We start from the raw sequence: 22,500 nt of genomic DNA on the forward strand, positions 1-22,500 counted from the left end.
GCTCATCCCTGCCACGAGAAACGGCTGATCATGCCGGAATCGCCCTGCCAGGAGGGCATCTCCGGATCCGACCACCTGCTACCGGTCGTCTTCGCCGGTTGCCCGTCTGCCACCGCAAAGACGGCCATCGCCTCGGCCGCTTCCACGCGTGTCGCTCGTCCGCCTGCACCCTGGCGCGGAGCCCACTCTAGACGGCCAACCTGCCCAATCGTGGCTGTGATCGCGCCGTTGCGCTGGAGTTCGATGTCGGCAACCTCGGTCGGCAAGAGCTTCGACACGGCGGGTCCGAGCGCGGCCATCGGCCCGCCCTTCTGGCCCGAGAAGATTGCCTCCAATTCCCGCCGCTGCTCCTCCGTCGCCCCGGCGTCGATGTAGAAGCGGATCGTGAAGTTGCCGTTAGCGAACGGGCCGGGGATGTTCCCAGCCATAACGACCCGGCGGCCGGAGAGGTCGACACCGTCTGAGCGACCCTGCTCGACATCGAAGAGAATCGCCGTCCCGCACCAGCCCTGATCCGGCTGGACGGTCACATCGAGCCAGCAAGGGCATAGGAGCTTGCAGTTACACACCTCGAGCATCTGTCCCGAGACCTACCAAGCCATTGTTCAGCTCCTTCGGTGTGAAGAGAAACGTCATGAAGAACATGTAGAACATGTTCGATCCGCTGAACAGATCAACTCCTGCTCAATAGGTGTTCACTTTGCACCCAACGGGTTGCACACGACGCCAGCTCGGCGGCACCGCTCGGGGTCAGGCGCTGCCTGACAGAAGAGCGCTGGTGTAGCCACCAGCGGCCACGCCAGCGCGTCGAGGTCCTATCCGACAAAGGACGCGACTACGATCTCTCAGCTATCTCGGCGACGGCTCTGCCAGCACATCCCAGCACATCCCGGTCAGGAACCGATGCGGCGAGCGGTGTAGTAGCGAGGCCCCCAGTACCCGTCCCACATATTGCTGATAACGACTCCTGTCGACTCGTTCGCCGCGTGGATGAACTGGCCATTGCCGATGTAGATGCCCGCGTGCGACAGTCCCCACATGTAGGTGTTCTGGAAGAAAACGAGATCGCCCGGCTGGAGGTTGTCGGGATCGACATAGACACCGCTCACAGCCTGACCTTCCAGGCCACGCGGGAAGCCTCCACCCGTCACCTGGTTCACCACGTAGTAAACGAAGCCGGAGCAATCGAACCCAGCGGGGGTAGTTCCGCCCCAGACGTATGGATAGCCCAGATACTGCATCGCCGTGGCGACGATCTGCTCGCCGAGGCCGCTGGGAGGCGTGGCACCCTGCCCGGAATCGTCTGAGCTGGACGGCGCGGCGGCAGACTGCGCAGTAGGCTGCTCAGGCTCTCGTTCGGTGGGCGCCAGGTACCCGCCGTGTGCCCAACCCTGGATGCCGGCGTAGTCCACACCCCACCAGGTGATCCCCTGGTCGTCCGTTCGCGGGCCATCGATAATCCGCATCACTGTGCCCTCGGGCGCAACGGTGGCGATGGCAGCACCGTAGCCCGCGTCATATCGGATGTTCAGCCCCTGGCCATCAGTGTTTACGACCTCGACGTTGCCCCCGACGGCGATGCCGGCGGAGGAGCTGGGCTCCGACACGGTCTGCATTTCCTGGGACTGCGCCACTGCGCCGCCCACTTTCACCGCTAGGAACGAGCTGAACACGTACCCGGTGGTGCCAGCATAGGTGACTGGCGTCCAGGAGTTCCCCTCACCGTCACTCACTGTCTCCCCGGTGACCGAGACTTCGGCCCCTTCGGGGATGATCGTCACCGTCGCCGAGCCAAAGCTCGCTCCATCGCGTAGCCGCAAGCCGTGGCCATCCGTTCCGTGAACCACAGCCACGTCACCAGCGGCGGGCAGGGCCCGGGAAAGATAGTCACTGATGACCCAGCCACTTACCCCGTCACGGCTGACCTTGTACCACAGCGTGCCGTCAGGAGCCGCCTGCGGTCCTGCTTCGACGAGGACACGTGTCCCCTCGGCGAACGCAGTCACCGGGGCTCCCTGAAAGCCGGGCTCTGCGCGGACATTGACGCCGTCCCCGTTGGTTCGGGTCACGATGCCCACGTCGCCGGCGACGAGGTCGGTATCAGCAAGTGCTGGAGCGACTGTGAGGAACAGACCGATGATCGAGGCGAGAACCGCGTACACCCACGTGGGGCGCTGTCGCCGCTTCCCCAATCGACCTCCCCTTCCCCTAGGTCAACTAGCTCGCTGGCGCCTTGGCGGTACGGTACGCGTTGCTTGTCGCTAACCTCGCCTCCCGGCAGGGAACACGAGGAAACGAGTCATCTGCCAGCTTCGCTCGAGTCTCCCTCTCCTCTGCTTGCCGCACGGTAGCGCCGTCCCCGCACGCTACCACCTTGTCCGCAGGCTACCACGATAAGAACGTGCTTGTCAACTAGTGACCCGGTACTTATGTCCTTATGGCATCAAGACGGGGGAATCACGCCTGTACGCTGCGCAGATCGGTTACCAGTTCTGCCGAACCGGCAGTCCACGCTCTGCGAGGAATCGCTTGGCCTCGGCAAGCGTGTGCTGGCCGAAATGGAAGATCGAAGCCGCCAGGACGGCCTGAGCGCCACCGAGCGCCAGTGCCTCGTACAAGTGGTCGAGCGTGCCGGCTCCACCCGAGGCGATCACCGGCACCGGTACCGCATCGACGACGGCTCGCAAGAGTTCCACATCATAGCCAGCTCGCGTACCGTCGGCATCCATGCTGGTCAACAAAATCTCGCCCGCTCCCAGTTCCACGCCATGGCGTGCCCAGGCAATCGCGTCCAGCCCAGTCGGCCGGCGACCGCCATGCGTATAGACCTCCCAGCCACCTTGCGGCCGGCGGCGGGCGTCGATCGCCAGCACGACACACTGGCTGCCGAAGCGGCGAGCGCAGATCGAGATAAGATCGGGGTTCGCAACCGCGGCGCTGTTGACGCTTACTTTGTCGGCTCCAGCTCTCAACAGGCGGTACATATCGTCCGGTGACCGCACTCCGCCACCCACGGTCAGCGGGATGAACACCTGGCGCGCAGTGCGTCGCACCACATCCACCATCGTCTCCCGGCCATCGCTCGTGGCAGCGATGTCCAGGAAGACGAGCTCGTCCGCCCCTTCAGCATCGTAGCGGGCGGCCAGTTCGGCCGGATCGCCGGCATCGCGCAGGTTAACGAACTGGACTCCTTTGACGACCCGGCCTCCAGTGACGTCGAGGCAGGGGATAACGCGGTATTTCAGCATCAGGACGATTCCCCGGCGCGACCTTCTGCTCGCTCCATCTGCTGGCGTGCCTCGATGATGCGCTCGAGCTCCTGCTGAGCCTGCTCCAGGCGCAGCCGCGCCCGCTGCTCATGCAGGCGCCAAAGCTCACTCCGCAACTGGCGGTCGATTTCGCGCAGCTCTTCGAGCCGGACCTCGATCAAGTCTACTCGATAGGTGAGCTCCCGATCCGCCGCCGCGAGTTGATCGAGCTGCTCTCCGGTGCGACTATGGCGTTGTTCCGCGATCGCCGTGATATCGCGGAACTGCACGTCGATCTGCTGTCGAAGCTCCTCCAGCCGCTCGTTCGCGAGCTCGTCGCGCTCGAGCGCGTGCGAGCGCAACCGCTCGATCTCGGCTGCCAGTCGGTCGATTTCCAACGACAACTCGCTGAATCGGGGATCGATCGTCGCAAAGTCCTCGCGAAGTCCTTCGATTTGGGCCTGGAGCATCTGGTGCTTCGCCTGCCCCTCCTTGATCGGTGGCTTGAGCGCTTCGACTTCCTGGAATACCTCGGTTACGCGCCTCCGGACCTCCTGCTCCACGATCCGCAGACCATCGTGCACCTTGTTCAGGTCACGGCCCAGCCGCTCCACCTCAGCCGTGACCGCGTCCACTGAGGAACGCAGTGATTGCCCGACGACCGAGAGCCGCTCGACGTGCGACGCAAGGTGGTCGATCAGGATGCGGAGCTCATCGTATCGCCGGGTATCCTGCCCGGTATCCTCGCGCTGCCGGCGCACCGCCTCCAGCAGTTCAGCCACGTGCGCTTGCAGCGACCGGATCGGGCGCGTGGACTCGTCGATGCGCTGTGACAGTTCGGTGAGCTGCTGGCGGAATCGTGCCTCTTCGAGCTGGCGCGCCTGCGCTGCCTGCGCCACCTCGTGCCGGTGCTGCTCCAGCGCTTGCCGCTGCTCCGCCCAGTCGGCCTCGCTTGCCTTCAGCTCCTCCTCCAGGCGTAGCTGTCGACTGACGAGCTCGCGGATCAGGTGACGCAGCTCGTCGATCTGGGCCTGCAACGCCTGCTGGCGTGCCTCCTCGCGGCGCCGCCGTTCTTCGTCGCGTGCCAGGTTGATGAGATCAGCCCGCTCAGGCCGCGAATCCATCATCCCCGTCCTTTACCGGTACTCCCAGTGATGTGCCAGTCCGCAGGCGTCGCAAACTGGAGAGACCCATCGTACAGCGCTCGGCCGACGATCGCTGCCTCGACCTTAGGAATCTCAGCTAGACGCCGTAGATGCTCCCACGCGGCCACCCCACCTGACGCGATGACGTCGACCCCGAGCCGGGCAACCGCAGCGATCGCGTCGAAGTTCGGCGCGTTCAGCGTGCCGTCGCGTTCGATGTCGGTGTAGATCACTCGTTCTATCCCACGCGCGCGCGCCTCGACGATCACGGCCTCGACAGGAAGATCGGTAAGCTCCAGCCAGCCACGCACGGCGACCCGGCCACGCCGCGCGTCGACTCCCAGCACGATCCGGTCAGCGCCGAATCGCTCCACAGCCTGCGCCACGAGCTCGGGCGACTCGACCCCGGCGGTCCCTAGCACCGCGCGAGCGATCCCGACCGCGAAGGCCGCGTCGAGGTGCTCGATGGTCCGCAAGCCGCCGCCCAGTTGCACCGGCATCCCCGGCACCGCAGCGACGATGCGCTCGACCAGCTCCAACTGCGCGGGGTAGCCTTCCTTCGCCCCGTCCAGATCCACGACGTGCAGCCAGGGCGCTCCTCGGTGCTGCCAGGATCGCGCCACCTGTACCGGGTCGTCGGAGTACGTGCGCTCCCGGCCGAAGTCGCCCTGAACGAGCCGTACGCAGCGGCCATCCCTGAGATCGAGAGCCGGGATCACGATCACGCTGGCGCCTCCGCGATGACCGAGCGCGACGCCGCGCGCACCAGCTCGACGAAGTTGGCCAGGAGCTGGAGTCCCCAACGACCGCTCTTCTCCGGGTGAAACTGGGTGCCCATGACGTTGCCTTGCGCAACGACGCAGGGGAAGCGGACGCCGTATTCGGTCTCCGCGGCATGCCAAGCCCGATCGCTCGGATCCACGTAGTAGGAGTGCACGAAGTAGAAGTCGGCACCATCGGGGATATCCCGGAACAGGGGGTGTCGCTGTACCTGCCAGACCGAGTTCCACCCCATGTGCGGGATGGGCTGTCCTGCTGGGAGCCGGCGTACGACCCCGGGAATCACGTCCAGGCAGGGATGCTCTCCGCCCTCGTAGCTTACGCTGAGCAGGACCTGCATACCCATGCAGATGCCGAGATACGGCGTACCCGCCCGGATCGATTCGAGCAAGACTGGCACCAGGCCATGGGACCGGAGATGGGCCATCGTATCTTGGGCCGCGCCGACGCCCGGCACGATAACTCCCTCGGCCTCGCCGATCACAGAGGGATCGCGCGTAACGCGGGCATCGACGCCGATGCGCTCCAGCGCATTCACGACGCTCGCGAGGTTTCCGGCGCCGTAGTCGACGACCACGATGCTCATTCCGGGCTCCCGTCTGGTCCAGGGTCGTCCAGCGCGCGCAGCGTGGCTTCCACGCTCGCTGCCAGCGCAGTCAGATTGTAGCCCCCTTCCAACACCAGAGCTAGCCGGCCTCCGCACAGCTCGTCGGCCCATCGACGCGCCCGCACGGCCATGCCCGCAAAGCCGAACTCGGTGACGTCCATGCTGGCCAGCGGGTCGAGGCGATGCGCGTCGAAGCCGGCCGAGACCAGCAGCAGCTCGGGACGGTATTGGGCCAGGCGGGGGCCGATGACCTGATCGAAGAGCTCGAGGTACCCCTCGTCGCCGGTGCCCGGCCTGAGCGGCAGATTGAGCGTGTAGCCGAACCCGCGTCCTCGCCCGATCTCGTCCCCGCGGCCGGTTCCCGGGTACAACGGCCACTGGTGCAACGAGATGAAGAGCACCGTGTCCGTCTCGTAGAACGCGGTCTGTGTCCCATTGCCGTGGTGCACGTCCCAGTCGAGGATAGCCACGCGCGACAGGCCCCGGCACACGAGGGCGTATTGAGCGGCCACCGCGATGTTGTTGAAGAGGCAGAAGCCCATCGCGCGCCGCGGCTCGGCGTGGTGCCCCGGAGGTCGCACCAGGGCGAATACCCGCCGCGATTGGCCATCGACTACCCGGTCGACTGCCTGGACGGCGGCACCCACGGCCAGAAGCGCCACCTCGTAGGACTCGCGGCAGACGTACGTATCAGGGTCGAGCCAGCCGCCTCCCGCGCGGGCAAAGGCTTCGATCTCGGCTATGTAAGCCCGGTCGTGGATCAGCGCAAGCGTCTCGACTGAAGCTGGCTCAGGTTCCAGCACCGCGCGCCCCTCGAGCAGCTTCGCCTGTCGTAGCCGCTCCTGGATCGCGCGCAGGCGCTCAGGCCGCTCAGGATGACCGTACGTCTCGTGGAGGAGAAATCGATCGGAGGTGATCAAATCAGTCGGCATTCAGCACGTCCAGGATCTGCTGGTGCAGCCTGCCGTTGGACGCCACGCAACTAGTCGAGTCGAGCGTTAGGGGACGACCCGCGTAGTCGGTCACGAGGCCCCCGGCCTCGCGCACGATCAGCGCGCCAGCCGCTGTGTCCCACGGCGCGAGTTCTGGCTCCCAGAAGCCGTCGAAGCGGCCCGCAGCCACGTAGCACAGGTCGAGCGCTGCCGAGCCATCGCGCCGTATCGCCCGCGTAAGCGTCGTGAAGCGACCGAAGTGCGCCAGCGCCCGCTTGCGGCGCTCCAGATCGTACGGGAAGCCGGTTGCTAGGAGCGCCATGATCATCGTCTCCTGGTCGGAGACCTGGATACGCCGGCCATTGAGGTACGCTCCGGCGCCTCGCTCTGCCAGGAACAGCTCGTCGAGCACCGGCTGGTAGACGACGCCGAGCACTGGCGTGCCGTCGACAATGAACGCGATCGACACGGCGAACAGCGGATAGCCATGCGCATAGTTGGTTGTGCCATCCAGGGGATCGACGACCCAGAGGTAGCGCGCGTCCTGTTCAGTAGAGCTTGCTCCGCTCTCTTCGCTCAAGATCGAATGCTCGGGAAACGCTGCCTGGATTCGCCCGACGATCAGCCGCTCGCTCTCCATGTCAACTTCGGTAACCAGGTTGACAGTGCCCTTGAATCGGATCTCCTGAACCTGTCCTAGCCGCTCGCGGAGCAACCGCCCGGCCGATAGTGCGGTCTCGACCGCGACGCTCCGCGGAGAGTAGGCCATCGCCAGTTCCCCTTCCCGCTCGCCTTCACGCCTGCGCGCGGATCAGCGTCCGTGTCACCAGTGGGAGTTGCGCCTGCACGTCGAGATCCAAGCCCGCGGTGACGCCCCGCTGGTAGAGGAAATAGGCAGCGCCGGCGATCATCGCGGCGTTGTCGGTGCACAGGATCGGCGGCGGGTAGCGCACGGGGACACTCACGGCCTCCGTCAACCGGCGCCGCAACAGGGCGTTCGCGGCGACCCCGCCAGCCAGAAGCACCATCGAAGCACGGAAGTCACGGGCCGCTCGCGCCGTCTTCTCGACAAGCACCTCGACGATCGCTTCCTGGTACTCAGCGGCCAGGTCGGCGACCGGCATATTGGCAGAGTAGACCGGGGGCTCGTACTCCGGGAATGGCTGCCGAGACGAAGAGCGGCGACTGCTCTGCACTGGCCGGCGGTACTGCTCCACGGTGCGGAGCAGCGCGGTCTTCAGACCACTGAAGCTGAAGTCGTAGCTGTCGCCCAACCAGGCACGCGGCAGCGGGTAGCGCCCGGCGCGCCCTTGCTCGGATGCGCGCTGGATCGCTGGCCCTCCGGGGAATCCCAAACCGAGTACGCGCGCTCCCTTGTCGAAGGCCTCACCGGCAGCGTCGTCGAGCGTGCGACCCAGCAGCGCGTAGTCGCCATGCCCGCGCATCAAGATCAGCTCGGTATGCCCGCCGGAGACGATCAGGCAGACGAGCGGAAATACCGGCGGCTCGACCTCCGGCTGACCCGGGAGCGTTAGCCAGTTCGCGTAGATGTGTCCCTCGAGGTGGTTGACCGGGATCAGCGGTTTCTCCCAGACATACGCCAGCGTCTTGGCAACATTGATCCCGACCAGCAGCGATCCCGCCAGTCCTGGCCCCTCGGTCACCGCGACCGCGTCGATGTCCGAGGGGCCGACCCCTGCCTCCTCGAACGCCAGGTCGATCGTTGGGATGATCGTCGTCACGTGCCGGCGCGAGGCAAGCTCAGGGACGATCCCTCCATACCGCTTGTGCAGGTCCACCTGCGACCGGATGACATTGGAGAGGACCCAGCGACCGTCGCGAACGACGGCTGCCGAGGTCTCATCGCACGACGTTTCGATGCCGAGAATAATCACGCCGACCGCTCCACGATATCGATCCGCTCGCGTGCCAAACGCTCCACCAGTCGCCGTTTGAGCTCCAGCAAATGCTGCCGGTAGGCCGGATCTCGCAGCGAGGGCGAAGTCATGATATAGGCATCCTCCGCGTTGTCGCTGTAGTAGCGTGGGCGAACGCCCTGCCTGGTGAGTCCGTACTTCTCGTACAACGACTGCGCCGCGCGGTTCGATACTCTGACCTCGAGTGTGAGGAACTCGGCGTTACGCCGGATCGCCTCGCTGACGAGCGTCAGGAAGAGCACCTCGCCGAGACCGAGTCCCCGGTGCTCCGGCGCGACCCCGATCGTGGTCACGTGAGCCTCACCATACAGTGTCCACATTCCGGCGAACCCGACCAGCGGGCGCGTAGCCAGCCGCACCGGCCGGCGCAGGCGTGGCAGGAGCGCTAGCGGCCCTCGAGCGTCCTCTCGCTCGGCCTCGGGCTCACCCGCTGTCGCCAGCTCCTGGCGCAACACGATGTAGTAATTGCGCTCCGGCTCTCGAAGCTCCCGGTAGTATGCTGACTCCGGCCAGGGATTGCTGAAGCATCGCCGTTCGAGCTGCGACACCTCCGGCACATCGTCGCTCTCCATCGGCGCCAGCACGTAAATCCGCTCAGTTCCATCCGCCGGGGCTGACATCACGATGGCACGATCCAGTCCTGTTGCTGCGGCAACTGCCGCCTCAGCGGCTCTCTGGCAATTCTACCGAAGCGGCGACCTCAGCAGTCCCGGCATGGACGTACACCGGCTCCAGGGTCTCCAGCCGGTCGACGGCACCGCTCTGCCAGCGCTGGAAAGCCAGATCGGCCAGCCAACCAGGGCGCAGAGCGCGCCACGACGGCGGGGGCAAGATCACCCGCGGGTGGCTCGCCAGCCGCTCGGCCAGCTCAGCATGGAGCGCACCCGCCAGCACGGTGGTCTCGGTGAGGCCCTCGCTGAGTTGATCGGCCCTGACCGTCTTCAGCACGCTCTCCCGCACCCATTGGCCACCCCGGTGGTAATAGTCAGCGTATACCACCCGGCCACGGCCGGCCGGAACGAACGCCCTAATAGGATGGCGGCGAACGGTATGCGGGTAGGCAAGCACGTCGAGCGTCATGATCCCGACCAGCGGTATGCCGAGCCCATAGCTGAGCCCTTTGGCAACGCTCATCCCGACACGCAGCCCGTTGAAGCTCCCAGGGCCCAGGGTGACAGCCACCGCTTTGAGCTGCCGAACGTCGAGACGGTTGATGCGCAGCAGATGATCGAGCTGGCTCAGCACGCTGGCCGTCTGGTTCCGGCCAGCATTCCAGTTCAGCTCGCTCAGCCAGGCCCCGTCGAAGAGGGCAAGGCCCGCCTGCTCGGTCGAAGTGTCAATCGCGAGGAGCAGCCGGTCGACGTCGACCACCGGCAACCTCCACTCTCAACTGGTCGACCAGTCGCTGGTACCGCTCGCCATACGGATAGAAGGCAAGGCGCCGCTTGCTGTCGGCCACAAATTCGAGATCGATCAGCAGGAACTGCTCGAACACGTCGAGAGCAACGCGCTCGGGCCACTCGATGACGACGATCCCCTCCGGATCGTCCAGATAGTCCAGGAGCCCGAAGGTCGCAAGCTCACCTGGATCTTCCAACCGGTACAGATCGATGTGGTACAGGCGGACTGGCGTCTCGTCGGGTAAATGCCCGGCATGCTCCATCGCCAGCACGAAGGTCGGGCTCTGGACATAGTCCTCTACTTCCAGCCCGCGAGCGATTCCCTGCACCAGCGTCGTCTTACCGGAGCCGAGCGGGCCACGCAGCAGGTACACGTCGCCGGGCCGAGCCAACCGGCTGAGCTGGGCGCCCAGCCGTCGCGTCTGGTCAGGGCTATGACTGATAATGTCCAGCGCCGGGATTCGTGATGGCATACCGATCCTTGCCTCTACTCCTGGACACTGTACCGCCAGCGCACCGCTCCGTCGAGCCCTCAATCGACCGGCGGCCGGAGCTGCGCCCATGGGCGATACCGCTCGAACGCCGCCGCGGCGCGCAGCACGGTCACATCCTCCCGCCACCGGCCGACGATCTGGAGGCCGACCGGTAAGCCCTCGCTCGTAAAGCCACAGGGGACTGTCGCCGCTGGCTGGCCGCTGAAGTTGAACGGGTAGGTGAACGGCGTCCAGGAGAGATAGGTGGTCGGATGGCCTTGGATCTCGCCAGGGTGGTCGGCCCCCGCGGCGAATGCCGTTACTGGAACTGTCGGCGTTAGCAGGATGTCGTAGCGCTCCATCAGGTGGCGCAAGCGGTCGGCATAGGCCGAGCGTTCGGCGTAGGCCCATGCGAGGTCGACTCCGCGCACGTTCAACCCGGCCTCGATGACAGCCAGCCGGCCCGGATCGACCAGCTCGCGCACCTGCTCGAGGTCGTCCCGGTGCACGGCGGCCATTGCCGTCGACCAGATCAGGTCCAGGGCCGTGTAGGGGACGTCGAGCGGCTCGGGGAGCGCCTCTACCTCACATCCCAGCTCGCTGAAGGCTCGAGCGGCATCCTCGGCCAGCCTGTCCACCTCCGCATCGACCGGCAGGTCTCCAGCTCTCGAGATCCAGCAGGCGCGTAGTCCTCCGATCTCGTCTTCGAGGCTCACCAGATAATCGATTCCCGTTGGGTTGAGAGAGTTTCGATCTCGCGGATCGGGACCTGCCATGACGTTGAGCATGAGGGCGGCGTCCGCCACCGTGCGGGTCATCGGCCCCATGTGCGCCAGGCTCTCTACCGCGCTCGGTGGATAATACGGGATCAAACCGAACGAGGGCTTGAAGCCGAAGATGCCGCAGAACGCGGCCGGGATGCGGATCGACCCTGCCCCATCGGTTCCTTGGGCCAAGGGGCCTAGGCCAGCAGCGACGGCCGCGGCCGCTCCGCCGCTCGAACCCCCGGCAGTGCGACCGATCTTCCACGGGTTGTGAGTCGGCCCGACGACACGATTCCCGGAATCGCCTTTCCAGCCTAGCTCAGGCGTGTTCGTCTTGCCCAGCAGCACCCCGCCTGCCGCGTACAGCCGCTCGACCACCGGGGCGTCCGCCTCGGGAATCCAGTCCTTCCAAAGCAGCGAGCCGCGAGTGGTTCTGACCCCGCGAGTCGGTGTCACGTCCTTGATGGAGAGCGGCACTCCCAGCAGCGGCGGTTGATCGTGGCCGGCTGCATAGGCCTGCTCCGCCTCCAGTGCCTGCTTGCGGGCGAGGTCAGCGGTCACGGTGATGAAGGCAGTGAGCGTCGGGTTGAGCCGCTCGATCCGCCCGAGGATCGCATCCGTTACCTCGACCGGGGACAGCGCCCGCTTGCGAAAGAGCTCGCGCAGCTCGATGGCCGAGAGGTAGCACAATTCAGCCTGCGACATCGGCACCCCTCCATTTCCTTAGCTTTTGAAATGCGCGTAACCACCCGGCTCGATCTCCTCGAGCTTCCCCAGCACGTTGCGAAGCTTGACCCGCGGGCCCTCGGCTCCCGCCTCCACGATATGACCGATGCGGTACGGCGGCCGCAGCCCGGCCCGGCGGAAGGCTCGGCAGACCCGTTCGAAGACGTGCTGCGGGGCGGTGAAGAGCAGCTCATAGTCTTCTCCACCGCGAAGGGCCAGGTCGCGCCAATCCGGGAAACCCCACTTGATCGCGTTGGGGATGGGAACCCGATGCAGGTCGACAATCGCCGAGACGCCGCTCCGTTCACAGATCTTCGGCAGGTCGCCCAGTAAGCCGTCGCTGAGATCCATCGCCGCGCGCACGCCGCATCTCCGGAGCAGCATACCTTCTCGCACCCGAGGCTGGGGTCGATGATAGGCCTCCTGCATCCGCGGGCTCCCGTCGAGGGTCTTCAGTCCTCGCTCGAGAACGCGTAGCCCGGCCGCCGCCAGACCCAGCGGCCCGGTCACCCCGATGACGTCCCCCGGTCGTGCTGCCGCGCGGGTCAGGAGCGGTCGAGAATCGCGAGGTACGTCGCCAACGACGGTAACGGCGATCAGAACCCCGTTCGGCGCCCTCGTCGTGTCGCCGCCAGCGATCACGAGCCCGAACCGCTGGCCCAGCTTGCGCGCGCTGCGGTAGAAATCGAGTACCTCCTGGTCGCGCTCGGAGCCGCGCAACCCCAGGTCGACGAGCGCCAGTCGCGGGCGCGCGCCCATCGCCGCGATATCGCTCAAGTTGACCGCCAGCGCTTTGTGCCCCAGCGAACCCCAGTCCGTCCAGTCGAGGCGGAAGTGCACACGCTCGACGAGCACATCGGTGGTGATGACGACGTCGTGGCCAGGACGAGGTCGCCAGACCGCCGCGTCGTCGCCGATCCCGATCCGCAGCCGGCTCCAGGTGTCGCGACCGACGAGCCTGCTGATCTGGTCGATCAGCGCAAACTCGCCGACCTCCCGTACCAGCCGACCACTTGAAGCCACCCGCATGTTCGCTCATCCCCTCCGCTCGACGACCACTGGAGATGCCGTAGCACGTTTCAGCGCGCGGCGATATACCTCGAGTGTCTCGGAGGCCGTTCGTTCCCAGGAAAACCCCCGCGACCGCTCTAGCCCCGCAGCGGCGAGCTGCGCTCGCAATCGAGGAGAGCCGGCGAGCTCGCGCAGCGCCCGCGCCAGCGAATCAGTATCGCGTGGATCGACCAGGATCGCGGCGTCTCCTGCCACTTCAGGGAGCGACGAGATCGACGATGTGATTACCGGAACCCCACACGCCATCGCTTCGAGCACCGGCAGTCCGAAGCCCTCGTAGAGTGACGGGTAAACGAAAACTGTCGCCGCGCTGTACCACAGTGCCAGCTCGTCCGGGTTCACGTAACCGGCGAAGCGTACCTGATCGGTGAGATCCAGTTCCTGCACAAGTCGAAAGATCGAGGATTCGCGCCATCCCCGTGCCCCCGCTATTACTAGCGGCATCGAGATCTCGGCTCTAACCCGGGCGTACGCATGGAGGAGTCCTTCGACGTTCTTGCGCGGCTGCAGTGTGCCCAGAAACAGAAAAAACTCGTTGGGCAGGCCATGTGCCCGGCGAAACGCTTCGAGCAGGCGATCATCGTGGACTGGCCGGAGCGAGCCATCGAGCCCGTTGGGCACGACGACCACCTTTTCTGGAGGCACTGCAAGAAGCTCGACAACGTCGTCGCGGGTCTGGGTAGACACCGCGATAACAGCGTCGGCCCGCCGAGCTGAGAGCTTGGTCAGAGCGGCGAGATAGCGCTGCTTGAGCGGCGGGTAGTGCTCGGGATAATGGAGGAAGGCCAAATCGTGCACTGTCAGCACCAGTGGCCGCGGCCCGGCGAGCGGAACCACGTTGACCGGCGCATGGAGGAGGTCCACTCGCCGGCGTCGCGCGGCAACCGGGCCGATAGTTTGCTCCCAGACGATCCGCACGGGTGGGCGCTGGGTCGGCAGGCGGCTCACGGCCCAGGTCACCCGCGCCGCGATCCCCTCGCGCGCGCCGCAGTACGCCAGCTCGTTGGTGAAAACGACGAGGTCCAGGCGTGGATCGGCCTCGGGCAGGTACCGAACCAGCGCCTCGATGTACCGGCTGACCCCAGCTCGCCGATACCCGGGCGCAAACGAGAGTAGATGACCCAAGAGACCAGCGCGCATGCCGTCGCTCCTCGCGCCGATTCTACCCGGCTCTCAGTCTCTGCTCCCACTGCTATACTGGTGCAGATGCAGTACCTCCCAGGTGGCAGGGAGGCGCACAGGCGACGACGAGGGTGATGACCGAGACACTCAGCGTTCAGGAGATCATCGAGCAGTTCGCGGTCTTCTACCCGTTCACGTTCGACCGCTTCCAGATCGAGGCGATCGAGACCTTCCTGGCGGGCGAGTCGGTCATGATCGCGGCGCCGACCGGCACCGGGAAGACTGTGGTAGCCGAGTTCGGCGTCTACGAGTCGTTCCGGCGCGGCAGCCGGGTGATGTACACGACGCCGATCAAGGCGCTCAGCAACCAGAAGTTCCGCGATCTGCGCGCAATCTACGGCGACAACGTCGGGCTACTCACCGGTGACGTCACCGAGAACCCGGATGCGCTCATCCTGGTGATGACCACCGAGGTGCTGCGCAACATGCTGCTCCAGACTCCATGGGAGCTGGACAGTGTAGACTGCATCATCTTCGACGAGATCCACTACCTCGCTGATCCCGAGCGCGGCACCACCTGGGAAGAGTCGATCATCCTCTGCCCGGAACACGTGCAGCTCATCTGCCTCTCGGCGACCGTGTCGAACGCGCAGGAGATCGCCGATTGGATCAGCCGCACTCACCGGCCGATCCGGCTGATCACGCACGACGAGCGGGCGGTACCCCTAGCACTCTACTACTTCTACGACCACAAGCTCCGCCTGGTGATCGACCACCACGGCGTCCAGGTCAACGACTTTTCCAGAGTAGGTGGAGAGATCCGGCGCCAGATCGCCCGCGGCGGGTTGACAGCCGAGCAGCGGCGCCAGGCCGAGGAGGCGGAGCCACCCCCCTGGGAGATCGTCCAGGCACTGGCCGCCGAGAACATGCTGCCGGCCATCTACTTCCTGTTCAGCCGTCGCGACTGTGAGGACTACGCCCAGCGCCTGGCCATGATGCGCGTCAACCTCGTGCGCGAGCGCTCCATCCGCGCGCGCATCGAGCAGGTGGTCGAGACGTTTCTCTCCGGCATGCGTCCGGAAGACCGCGAGCTCGCCCAGGTGCAGACGATCGTGAGCCTCGCCCGGCAGGGCATCGGCTTCCACCATGCCGGCCTGCTACCGGTGCTCAAGCAGCTCGTCGAGGTGCTCTTCAGCCGGGGACTCATGAAGGTCGTCTTCGCCACCGACACGCTGGCACTCGGGGTGAACATGCCCGCGCGCACCGTCGTGATCGGGCGGATGACCAAGTGGGACGGCCGCCGGCGCCGGCTGCTCACGCCGAACGAGTTCCAGCAGATGGCCGGGCGAGCCGGCCGTCGGGGCATGGACGAGCGCGGTAACGTGGTCGTGCCGTACAGCCCTTGGATCCCGTTCCGCGAGGTGCTGGAAGTCGCGACCGGCGAGCTGGAGCCAGTGCGCAGCGCCTTCACCGTCCGGTACAACACCGTGCTGAACCTGTGGGATCCGCCACGCGGCGAGCGAGTACGGCATCTGCTGCTGGAAAGCCTGGCGCAGTACCAGGCCGCTCAGCGAGTACGCCAGTTGGAGGACGACATCGTCGCGATCGGCGAGCAAATCGAGCAGATCCCGCGTGGCTGCCTGATCGGGCTGGACGGCGACGAGCTGCTCTACGAGTATCGCAAGCTCGTCGCCTCGCTCAACGCCGCCCGCGGCCAGGAGCGCCGGGCAATTCAGGAGCTGAAGGCCCTCAAGGCCGACCTCGACGAGCGCCCTTGGGCAGTGCCCACCAGACCCGTCCTGCGCCGCGCCTTCAAGACGCTGCCGCTGGGCTACCCGCTACACACCCGAGAACGAGGTTGGGTTGTCTACATCGGCCGTGGCCTGCAAGGAGGCATCGGCCTCGTTCTTACGCGGGCGCACGCCGTCGAGCTCCTGACGGAATACCGGCAGATCGACTACCTGCCGGTGGGGATTGCTCCGCTCGAGCTACCAGAAGCCCTCCTCGCCGCTGAGCATCCGGTCGAGGACGCGCGCCGGCTCGTGTCCGAGGCTGAACTGGAGCGAATCTGGCAGGAATTCGAGCGACTCGAACTGCCCGATCTCGAGAGCATGATCAAAGCTCACCGCGCGAGCCTGGAGGAGCGGTTCGCGCACCAGCGCGCGCGGATCGAGGACAAGGTGCAGCGGCTGCGCGAGGAAGTCCATGAGCTGGCCCAGGCACGGCACCGCCATCCTTGCCATTCGTGCCCCCGCCGAAAGGAGCATCAGGGCTACCTGGCCACCATCGCGAGTTTGGAGCAGCGCCGAGCAGCGTTGGAGCAGCAACTCAGCCGCGAGGTGGCAAACGAGGAGCGGCGGGTGCGCGAGCTGATCCGTGGCATCCGCCAGGTGCTGGAGTACTTCGGCTACCTGCACCACGGCTACCCCACGGCCAAGGCCGACACCCTGGCTGAGGTCTTCGACACCAACGGACTCGTCATCTGCGAAATGATCGACCGCGACTTCTTCAAGAACCTCGACCCTGCCGACACCGCCGAGATCTTCTCGTGGTTCGCCTTCGATCGCGACGCGCGCTTCGCTAACAGCTTCGTGCTCCCTACCCGGCTGGTGCTCTTGCGACGACGGATCGACAGCCTGGAACAGGAAATCTTCGAAGTCGAGCGGCGCAACGGCCTCTTTCTCACCACGGGCTATAGTTCGGGCTTCTACGGAGCGATGCGTGCCTGGTGCCACGGCGAGACGATGGCGCGGATTCTGGAGCAGATCGAGCTCAGCGAGGGCGACATCGTCATGACCTTCAACAAGACGCTCGACCTGATGCGCCAGGTACGGGAAATGCTCGAACACGTCATGCCCGAGCATCCGTTGCGCGCCAACCTGGAGGCGGCGGAGACCCTCGTGCGCCGTGACATCATCGAGCAGTCTCTGTTGATCGGCGTCCTGCCGGTGCCTGGCCCGGAGTAACCCCGGCGTGGCCCGGCACCGTGAGCTCACGGACGAGACCTGTTAATTCCGCGGCAGTCAGCCCCTCGACGACCTTCCGTCCGAAGGCGCGAGAGAAGCTTCGCAGCACTTCCGCCTCTACCTCCGCGAGCGACACCGGGGCGCCGAGCAGTTTCGCCAGAGAGGTCACGCCGCGGTCGGGAATGCCACAGGGGATCATGTACTCGAAGTACCGGAGATCGGGGTCGACGTTCAACGCGAATCCGTGATAGGTGACGCCCCGGTTCACCGCGATGCCGATGGCTGCGATCTTATCGCGCCCCACCCACACGCCTGGTCGCGCCGGATCGATCATGGCCTCGACGCCGAAGTGAGCGAGCGCATCGATCACCGCGCGCTCCAGTCGCTCGACGAATCGGCGGACGCTCCGCTGTTCACGGCCGAGATCCAGGATCACGTAGGCGACGAGCTGGCCCGGCCCGTGGAACGTGATATCCCCTCCACGGTCTACCGCATAGAAGCGCGCTCCGAGCACCTGGAGCATCGCGTCGTCGATCAGAAGGTTCGAGCGCTTCCCGCCGCGCCCGACGGTATAGGTCGGCGGGTGCTCCAGAAGCAGGAGGAGATCAGGAACCTGCTGCAGCCGTCGCGCCGACGCGAGCGCTCTCTGGAGCTGCCAGCACTCCAGATAGTCGATTCGCCCCAGTCGCACCGCGTGGATCGTTGCTGCAGGCATACGTGGCCGGCCACCTCGCATTGCCGAGCGAGAATGAACTCGTTTCGCTAGGACTCACCAGTCTGGCCGAGCCGCCGCTGCCGGAACGCTGCGACCTGCTCGCCAGCTCGGTAGGACGAGCGCACCAGCGGCCCCGCCTCTACGTGACCGAAGCCGAGTTCGTAGCCGATCGCGCGCAGCTCGTCGAACTCTTCCGGCAGGTAGTAGCGATCGAGCGGGTAGTGGCGCGGCGTCGGCGGTAGATACTGCCCGATCGTCAGAATGCCGACGTCGCGTTCCCGGAGGTCGCGCATGACCTGGACGAGTTCCTCCTTCGTCTCGCCCATGCCGACGATCACCCCGGACTTGGTGATGATCTCCGGATCAATCGCCTTGACCTGGCTGAAGAGCTCCAGGCTCCACTCGTAGCGATCCCAAGGCTGGATCTTTCGGAACAGCCGGGGAACAGTCTCCACATTGTGGGCAATGACGTCCGGTCTCGCCTCGACGACCAGTCGCAGTGCCTGCCAGTTACCTTGGAAGTCAGGGATCAGCACCTCGATGCCGCACTCCGGCAACCGGCGGCGAATCTCGCGAATCGTCGCGGCGAAGATACTGGCCCCGCCGTCGGGCAGATCGTCGCGGTTGACCGACGTGATCACCGCGAAATCGAGGCCCATCGCCGCGATCGCCTCGGCCACGCGGACAGGCTCCTCGTAGTCGACAATGCTCGAGCGCCCCCACCGCACGTTGCAGAAGCGACAAGCGCGGGTACAGAGATCACCCAGAATCATCACCGTGGCGGTGCGCTGGTTCCAGCACTCGTAGATGTTCGGGCAGCGCGCCTCCTCGCAGACGGTGTGGAGCGAGAGCCCCCGCATGATCCGCTTGAGGTCGCGGAAGTTCTCCCCGTGCTCCCGGCGCACTTTGAACCAATCGGGCTTCTTCTGCAGGAGAATCGGCTGAATCGTCCGCGCCACGTCCCCGCTCCTCACCTGCGTTCACCATCACGCCTCGCGGGCGGGCACACCAGGAAGCTCCAGGAGAACTCTAGCACGAGATCCGAGCGTGCATCCGCGTCAATCCTCATCGCGCAGTGTGGAAAGGACTCGCGCGTCCACGTCCTCACCCAGCGCCAGCCCGTTGATCATCACGCTGATACCAGTGAAGTAGTGCAGCACCGCCAGCGCCTCGATGAGCTGGGCACTGGTGATACCGAGCCTCTTCAGTCGGGCGGTATGCACCTTGATCCCGAACTGGTTGTTCGCCAGCGTGACAGCCGCCCAGGCTAGCCACTCCTTCAGCTCCGGAGACAGCTCCCCCTCATCCATGATGCGGGCACGCTGCTCGACGAGCGCTTCGAGGACGACGGGATTGTGAGCGAATGCCTTGTACGCGTTCGGCACCTGCCCCGCACCGAAACTGGCCTTGATTCGGTCGTAGGGGCGCCGAACCGGCTCTGGTGCGTCCTGCTCGTCGATCAAACGGACGGTCGCCATCGCGCTGACGTCTCCTTCCCCGTGCTCTATCCGTGGAACCAGCCGCCCGACGGGCGGGAACCGCCGAGCGCAGTTACCTGCGTTCGGGCCGGGATTTGAGATCCAGGATCATCACCTGGTGCTCGATATGGCCCATGTAGAAGCGTCGCCCTACTGGTTCGAAACCGAGCCTACGATAGAAGTCCAGCGCGTGCGTCTGCGCGTTGAGCGTGACGTAGCGCGCTCCCTGCGCCTGGCTCCAGTGGATCAAGTGCTCCATGATGGCTCGCCCCGCGCCATGTCGCCGGTATGGTGCGAGCACCGCCACCCAGGCGACCTGCGCCTCGTCACCGAAGAGCGTTACCCGCCCGGTTCCCACCGGCCGCTCATCGATGAAGGCAAGCACGTTCAGGCTGAAGGCGTCGTCAGGGTCGTCGCGCACGTAGGGAGTAAGCTGTTGCTCGTGGTGAAAGACTTCATCTCGGATGGCGTAAACCGACTCTAAATCCTCCGCTGTGCGCACGGCCCGGATCTGTATCGCCGGCCGGGGCTCGCTCGTGGTCGCGTCCTTCAGCACGGTCACAGGGCCGCTCCAGCCAGGAGCCGGGATTCGGCTGCTGCCAGCCTCTGCCGTTCAGCCTCGATCCAGGCGACTTCCTCGGCTAGTCGCGCAACCGCCTGTTCGAGTGCCCGGCTGACCTGCCCTGGCCCGGTACCCCCGGGAATCTCGCGGGCGCGGATAGCGTCCCAGACGGTCAGCGGGGGCCGGCTCTCGGCCAGCAGCGGGTGGAACTGGCTCCACTCGGCCGGCGTGAGGTCGGGGAAGTCCTTCTTGTGCGCCTCGCAGTAGGCCACGACCCGGCCGACGAGTTCGTGCGCCTCGCGGAACGGCATCCCCTGGCGCACCAGGTGATCAGCGAGATCTGTCGCCAGGCTGAAGCTTCCAGCCGCTGCCTCGGCCATCCGATCAGTGCGGAAACGGAGAGTGCGCAACATCGGCGGCAGTACCTGGAGGATAAGAGCCACGGTGTCGAAGGCGTCGAAAACCCCCTCCTTGTCCTCCTGAAGATCCTTGTTGTAAGCGAGTGGCAACCCCTTCAGCACAGTCGCGAGACCAGTCAAATGACCGAGTACCCGACCGGTCTTGGCACGGATCAGCTCGGCGACATCCGGGTTCTTCTTTTGCGGCATGATGCTGCTGCCGGTCGCATAGGCGTCGTCGATCTCAACGAAGCCGAATTCGCCGGTCGACCAGAGGATCAGCTCTTCCGCCAACCGCGAAAGGTGCGTCATCAATAGGCTGAGGGCCGCGAGAAACTCGAGCACGAAGTCGCGATCGGACACCGCGTCGAGACTGTTCTCGCAGATGCCGTCCATCGCCAGCAGATCAGCAACGTACTGGCGGTCGACGGGATAGGTCACACCGGCGAGAGCTCCGCTGCCGAGCGGGCTGCGGTTGACACGACCATACAGATCGCGCAGCCGCTCGAGATCGCGAAACAGCATCGCCACATAGGCGTGCAGGTGGTGCGCGAGCAGGACCGGCTGCGCTCGCTGGAGGTGCGTGTAGCCCGGCATCACCGTCTCGCGATGCCTTCCAGCCAGGTCGAGGAGCGCTTGGACAACCTCACTGATCCCCTTGCTCACCACCAGAATCGCATCGCGGGTCCAGAGGCGTAGGTCGAGCGCGACTTGATCGTTCCGGCTGCGAGCGGTATGGAGCCGGCCGGCGGCCGGACCGATCAGCTCTCGCAGGCGGCGCTCCACGCTGAGGTGGATATCCTCGTCTTCGAGGCGGAACTCGAACTCTCCCTGCTGGATCTCGCGCAGGATGATCCCCAGCCCCTCGACGATCGCGACCGCGTCGATCTCGGGGATGATGCCCTGCCGCGCCAGCATCTGCACGTGGGCCAGTGAGCCCAGAATGTCGTGGTAGGCCAGACGACGGTCGAACGAGATCGACGCATTGAGCTCGTCGACCAGCCGGTCGGTCGGCTTGCTGAATCGTCCACCCCACAGCTTGAAGGATGACAACGGTTGTTCTGGTGACTCTCTCAAGTCCGGCGCTCCTCGCTCCTTCTGTGCTCTCTTCGCTTCCCGCCCAGCCCCACCGGCGGAGTCAGGACGCTGTGACCAGTGGCTGACCGGATTGATCGACCGGTACGACCGGTGAACCGGGCTCAGGCCCGGCAGCGTCCCTACCCTCGGCAGCCAGTACCCTTCGCAGCGCCACGATGGCGACCTCGAGCATGCCATCGTCCGGCTCGCGCGTGGTCAACCGCTGGAGCGCGATGCTAGGCCAGGTGACGAATCGCACGACCCGGTAACGATAATGGGCAGCCGTCCACCTGATGAACTCGTAGGCGAGCGCGGCGATAACCGGCACCAGGACGATCCGTGAGAGCACTCGCCAAACCAGTGGCGGCCGGCCGAGCAGGGCAAAGACGAGTATGGAGATGAGCACAACGATAAGAATGAACCCGGTACCGCAGCGCGGGTGAAGCAGGCTATGATGGCGCACAGTCTCGACCGTGAGTGGTTGCCGCGCCTCGTAAGCGTTGATCGCTTTGTGCTCCGCTCCGTGATAGCCGAACACGCGACGGATATCCGACATCTGGCCGATCAGCCCCAGGTACCCGATGAGCACCGCTAGCCGAATCATCCCCTCGGCGAGGTTGCTCAGCAAGTCGCTAGCGATCCAACGATCTGCCAGGCTTACGACCGCGAGCGGTGCCACGAAGAAGAGCCCAATAGAGAACAGGAGCGACACTGCGACGGTCAGCCACAGAAGGCTAGTGGCCTGGCCCGGCGCGCTGCGCCCCTCCGCACTCGGCTGTTCCGCGACCAGGCTCACATTGGCCGAAAACACCAGAGCCCGCATCCCGAGCACGAGCGTGTCCCAGAGCACGAAGACGCCACGCACCAGCGGGATACTCCGCATTCGCTGGGCGAGCGTGGCCGGGCTCAGTGGTTCGTGCCAAACGGCTATCTCCCCGCTGGGCAAGCGGACGGCAACCGCCATATCGCGGCGGCCACGCATCATCACTCCTTCCAGCACCGCCTGGCCGCCATACACGCGTTGCTCAGCCATGAAGCCTCACCTCACGGTTGTACGAGGAGCGGTCTGGATAATCGCTCTGGCCGGTGATTCTACCAG

The 22,500-nt window shown here is 65.5% G+C and carries 22 protein-coding genes; 1 reads left to right on the top strand and 21 read right to left on the bottom strand.

Annotated elements, in window-relative coordinates:
- Positions 1–2: 2 nt before the first annotated feature.
- From NET02_RS11865 to NET02_RS11935, 15 genes are all read right to left on the bottom strand, one after another.
- Entirely contained in the window at positions 3–578 is a 576-nt protein-coding gene (locus tag NET02_RS11865) for a DUF1326 domain-containing protein (RefSeq protein ID WP_284057629.1), read from the bottom strand.
- 315 nt (positions 579–893) lie between these two features.
- Entirely contained in the window at positions 894–2,192 is a 1,299-nt protein-coding gene (locus NET02_RS11870; protein WP_284057630.1) for a C40 family peptidase, read from the bottom strand.
- Between the two features lie 291 nt (positions 2,193–2,483).
- Positions 2,484–3,248, bottom strand: coding sequence for an imidazole glycerol phosphate synthase subunit HisF (hisF, locus tag NET02_RS11875; RefSeq protein ID WP_284057631.1), 765 nt, complete (start codon positions 3,246–3,248; stop codon positions 2,484–2,486).
- Positions 3,248–4,372, bottom strand: a complete 1,125-nt coding sequence (locus NET02_RS11880) for a coiled-coil domain-containing protein (protein WP_284057632.1) — start codon at positions 4,370–4,372, stop codon at positions 3,248–3,250. Before NET02_RS11880 ends, hisF begins: the two co-directional genes overlap by 1 nt.
- Entirely contained in the window at positions 4,372–5,118 is a 747-nt protein-coding gene (gene hisA / locus NET02_RS11885; RefSeq protein ID WP_284057633.1) for a 1-(5-phosphoribosyl)-5-[(5-phosphoribosylamino)methylideneamino]imidazole-4-carboxamide isomerase, read from the bottom strand. Before hisA ends, NET02_RS11880 begins: the two co-directional genes overlap by 1 nt.
- Positions 5,115–5,759: an imidazole glycerol phosphate synthase subunit HisH gene (gene hisH / locus NET02_RS11890; RefSeq protein ID WP_284057634.1), complete on the bottom strand. Its 645-nt coding sequence runs from the start codon at positions 5,757–5,759 to the stop codon at positions 5,115–5,117. The genes hisA and hisH overlap by 4 nt, the downstream gene beginning before the upstream one ends.
- The gene (locus tag NET02_RS11895) at positions 5,756–6,712 is read right to left on the bottom strand and encodes a histone deacetylase family protein (RefSeq protein ID WP_284057635.1); all 957 of its coding nucleotides are present in this window, start codon (positions 6,710–6,712) and stop codon (positions 5,756–5,758) included. Before NET02_RS11895 ends, hisH begins: the two co-directional genes overlap by 4 nt.
- Positions 6,702–7,481 (bottom strand): inositol monophosphatase family protein, encoded by a 780-nt coding sequence (locus tag NET02_RS11900; protein WP_284057636.1) that lies wholly within the window; start codon positions 7,479–7,481, stop codon positions 6,702–6,704. The genes NET02_RS11895 and NET02_RS11900 overlap by 11 nt, the downstream gene beginning before the upstream one ends.
- 25 nt (positions 7,482–7,506) lie before the next feature.
- The gene (gene tsaD / locus NET02_RS11905; protein ID WP_284057637.1) at positions 7,507–8,607 is read right to left on the bottom strand and encodes a tRNA (adenosine(37)-N6)-threonylcarbamoyltransferase complex transferase subunit TsaD; all 1,101 of its coding nucleotides are present in this window, start codon (positions 8,605–8,607) and stop codon (positions 7,507–7,509) included.
- Positions 8,604–9,269 (bottom strand): ribosomal protein S18-alanine N-acetyltransferase, encoded by a 666-nt coding sequence (gene rimI, locus NET02_RS11910; protein ID WP_284057638.1) that lies wholly within the window; start codon positions 9,267–9,269, stop codon positions 8,604–8,606. The genes tsaD and rimI overlap by 4 nt, the downstream gene beginning before the upstream one ends.
- Positions 9,270–9,312: 43 nt before the next feature.
- A complete protein-coding gene (tsaB, locus tag NET02_RS11915) occupies positions 9,313–10,020 on the bottom strand; it encodes a tRNA (adenosine(37)-N6)-threonylcarbamoyltransferase complex dimerization subunit type 1 TsaB (RefSeq protein ID WP_284057639.1) in 708 nt (235 codons plus the stop codon).
- Positions 9,986–10,522 carry a tRNA (adenosine(37)-N6)-threonylcarbamoyltransferase complex ATPase subunit type 1 TsaE gene (tsaE, locus tag NET02_RS11920; RefSeq protein WP_284057640.1) on the bottom strand — a complete coding sequence of 179 codons (537 nt, stop codon included), beginning with the start codon at positions 10,520–10,522 and terminating at the stop codon, positions 9,986–9,988. Before tsaE ends, tsaB begins: the two co-directional genes overlap by 35 nt.
- A 59-nt stretch (positions 10,523–10,581) precedes the next feature.
- Positions 10,582–11,991, bottom strand: a complete 1,410-nt coding sequence (locus tag NET02_RS11925; protein WP_284057641.1) for an amidase — start codon at positions 11,989–11,991, stop codon at positions 10,582–10,584.
- 18 nt (positions 11,992–12,009) lie between these two features.
- The gene (gene thiL / locus NET02_RS11930; protein WP_284057642.1) at positions 12,010–13,041 is read right to left on the bottom strand and encodes a thiamine-phosphate kinase; all 1,032 of its coding nucleotides are present in this window, start codon (positions 13,039–13,041) and stop codon (positions 12,010–12,012) included.
- A gap of 6 nt (positions 13,042–13,047) precedes the next feature.
- A complete protein-coding gene (locus NET02_RS11935; RefSeq protein WP_284057643.1) occupies positions 13,048–14,223 on the bottom strand; it encodes a glycosyltransferase family 4 protein in 1,176 nt (391 codons plus the stop codon).
- A 116-nt stretch (positions 14,224–14,339) separates the two neighbouring features.
- Here NET02_RS11935 and NET02_RS11940 point away from each other — a divergent pair, with 116 nt between their 5' ends.
- Positions 14,340–17,171 carry a DEAD/DEAH box helicase gene (locus tag NET02_RS11940; protein ID WP_284057644.1) on the top strand — a complete coding sequence of 944 codons (2,832 nt, stop codon included), beginning with the start codon at positions 14,340–14,342 and terminating at the stop codon, positions 17,169–17,171.
- Here NET02_RS11940 and lipB read toward each other — a convergent pair.
- The 6 genes from lipB to NET02_RS11970 all read right to left on the bottom strand — a co-directional run bounded on the left by lipB (position 17,119) and on the right by NET02_RS11970 (position 22,434).
- The gene (gene lipB, locus NET02_RS11945; RefSeq protein ID WP_284057645.1) at positions 17,119–17,886 is read right to left on the bottom strand and encodes a lipoyl(octanoyl) transferase LipB; all 768 of its coding nucleotides are present in this window, start codon (positions 17,884–17,886) and stop codon (positions 17,119–17,121) included. The genes NET02_RS11940 and lipB overlap by 53 nt on opposite strands.
- A 47-nt stretch (positions 17,887–17,933) precedes the next feature.
- Positions 17,934–18,845: a lipoyl synthase gene (gene lipA / locus NET02_RS11950; RefSeq protein ID WP_284057646.1), complete on the bottom strand. Its 912-nt coding sequence runs from the start codon at positions 18,843–18,845 to the stop codon at positions 17,934–17,936.
- Positions 18,846–18,944: 99 nt separating this feature from the next.
- Complete coding sequence (locus NET02_RS11955; RefSeq protein WP_284057647.1) at positions 18,945–19,364, bottom strand: carboxymuconolactone decarboxylase family protein; 420 nt, start codon at positions 19,362–19,364, stop codon at positions 18,945–18,947.
- Positions 19,365–19,437: 73 nt separating this feature from the next.
- Complete coding sequence (locus tag NET02_RS11960; RefSeq protein WP_284057648.1) at positions 19,438–19,926, bottom strand: GNAT family N-acetyltransferase; 489 nt, start codon at positions 19,924–19,926, stop codon at positions 19,438–19,440.
- Entirely contained in the window at positions 19,923–21,401 is a 1,479-nt protein-coding gene (gene argH / locus NET02_RS11965) for an argininosuccinate lyase (RefSeq protein WP_284057649.1), read from the bottom strand. The genes NET02_RS11960 and argH overlap by 4 nt, the downstream gene beginning before the upstream one ends.
- 61 nt (positions 21,402–21,462) lie before the next feature.
- The gene (locus NET02_RS11970) at positions 21,463–22,434 is read right to left on the bottom strand and encodes a DUF1385 domain-containing protein (RefSeq protein WP_284057650.1); all 972 of its coding nucleotides are present in this window, start codon (positions 22,432–22,434) and stop codon (positions 21,463–21,465) included.
- Positions 22,435–22,500 lie beyond the last annotated feature (66 nt).

It is taken from the genome of Thermalbibacter longus, assembly GCF_023806485.1.
Classification (GTDB): Bacteria; Chloroflexota; Chloroflexia; order Thermomicrobiales; family Thermomicrobiaceae; genus Thermalbibacter; species Thermalbibacter longus.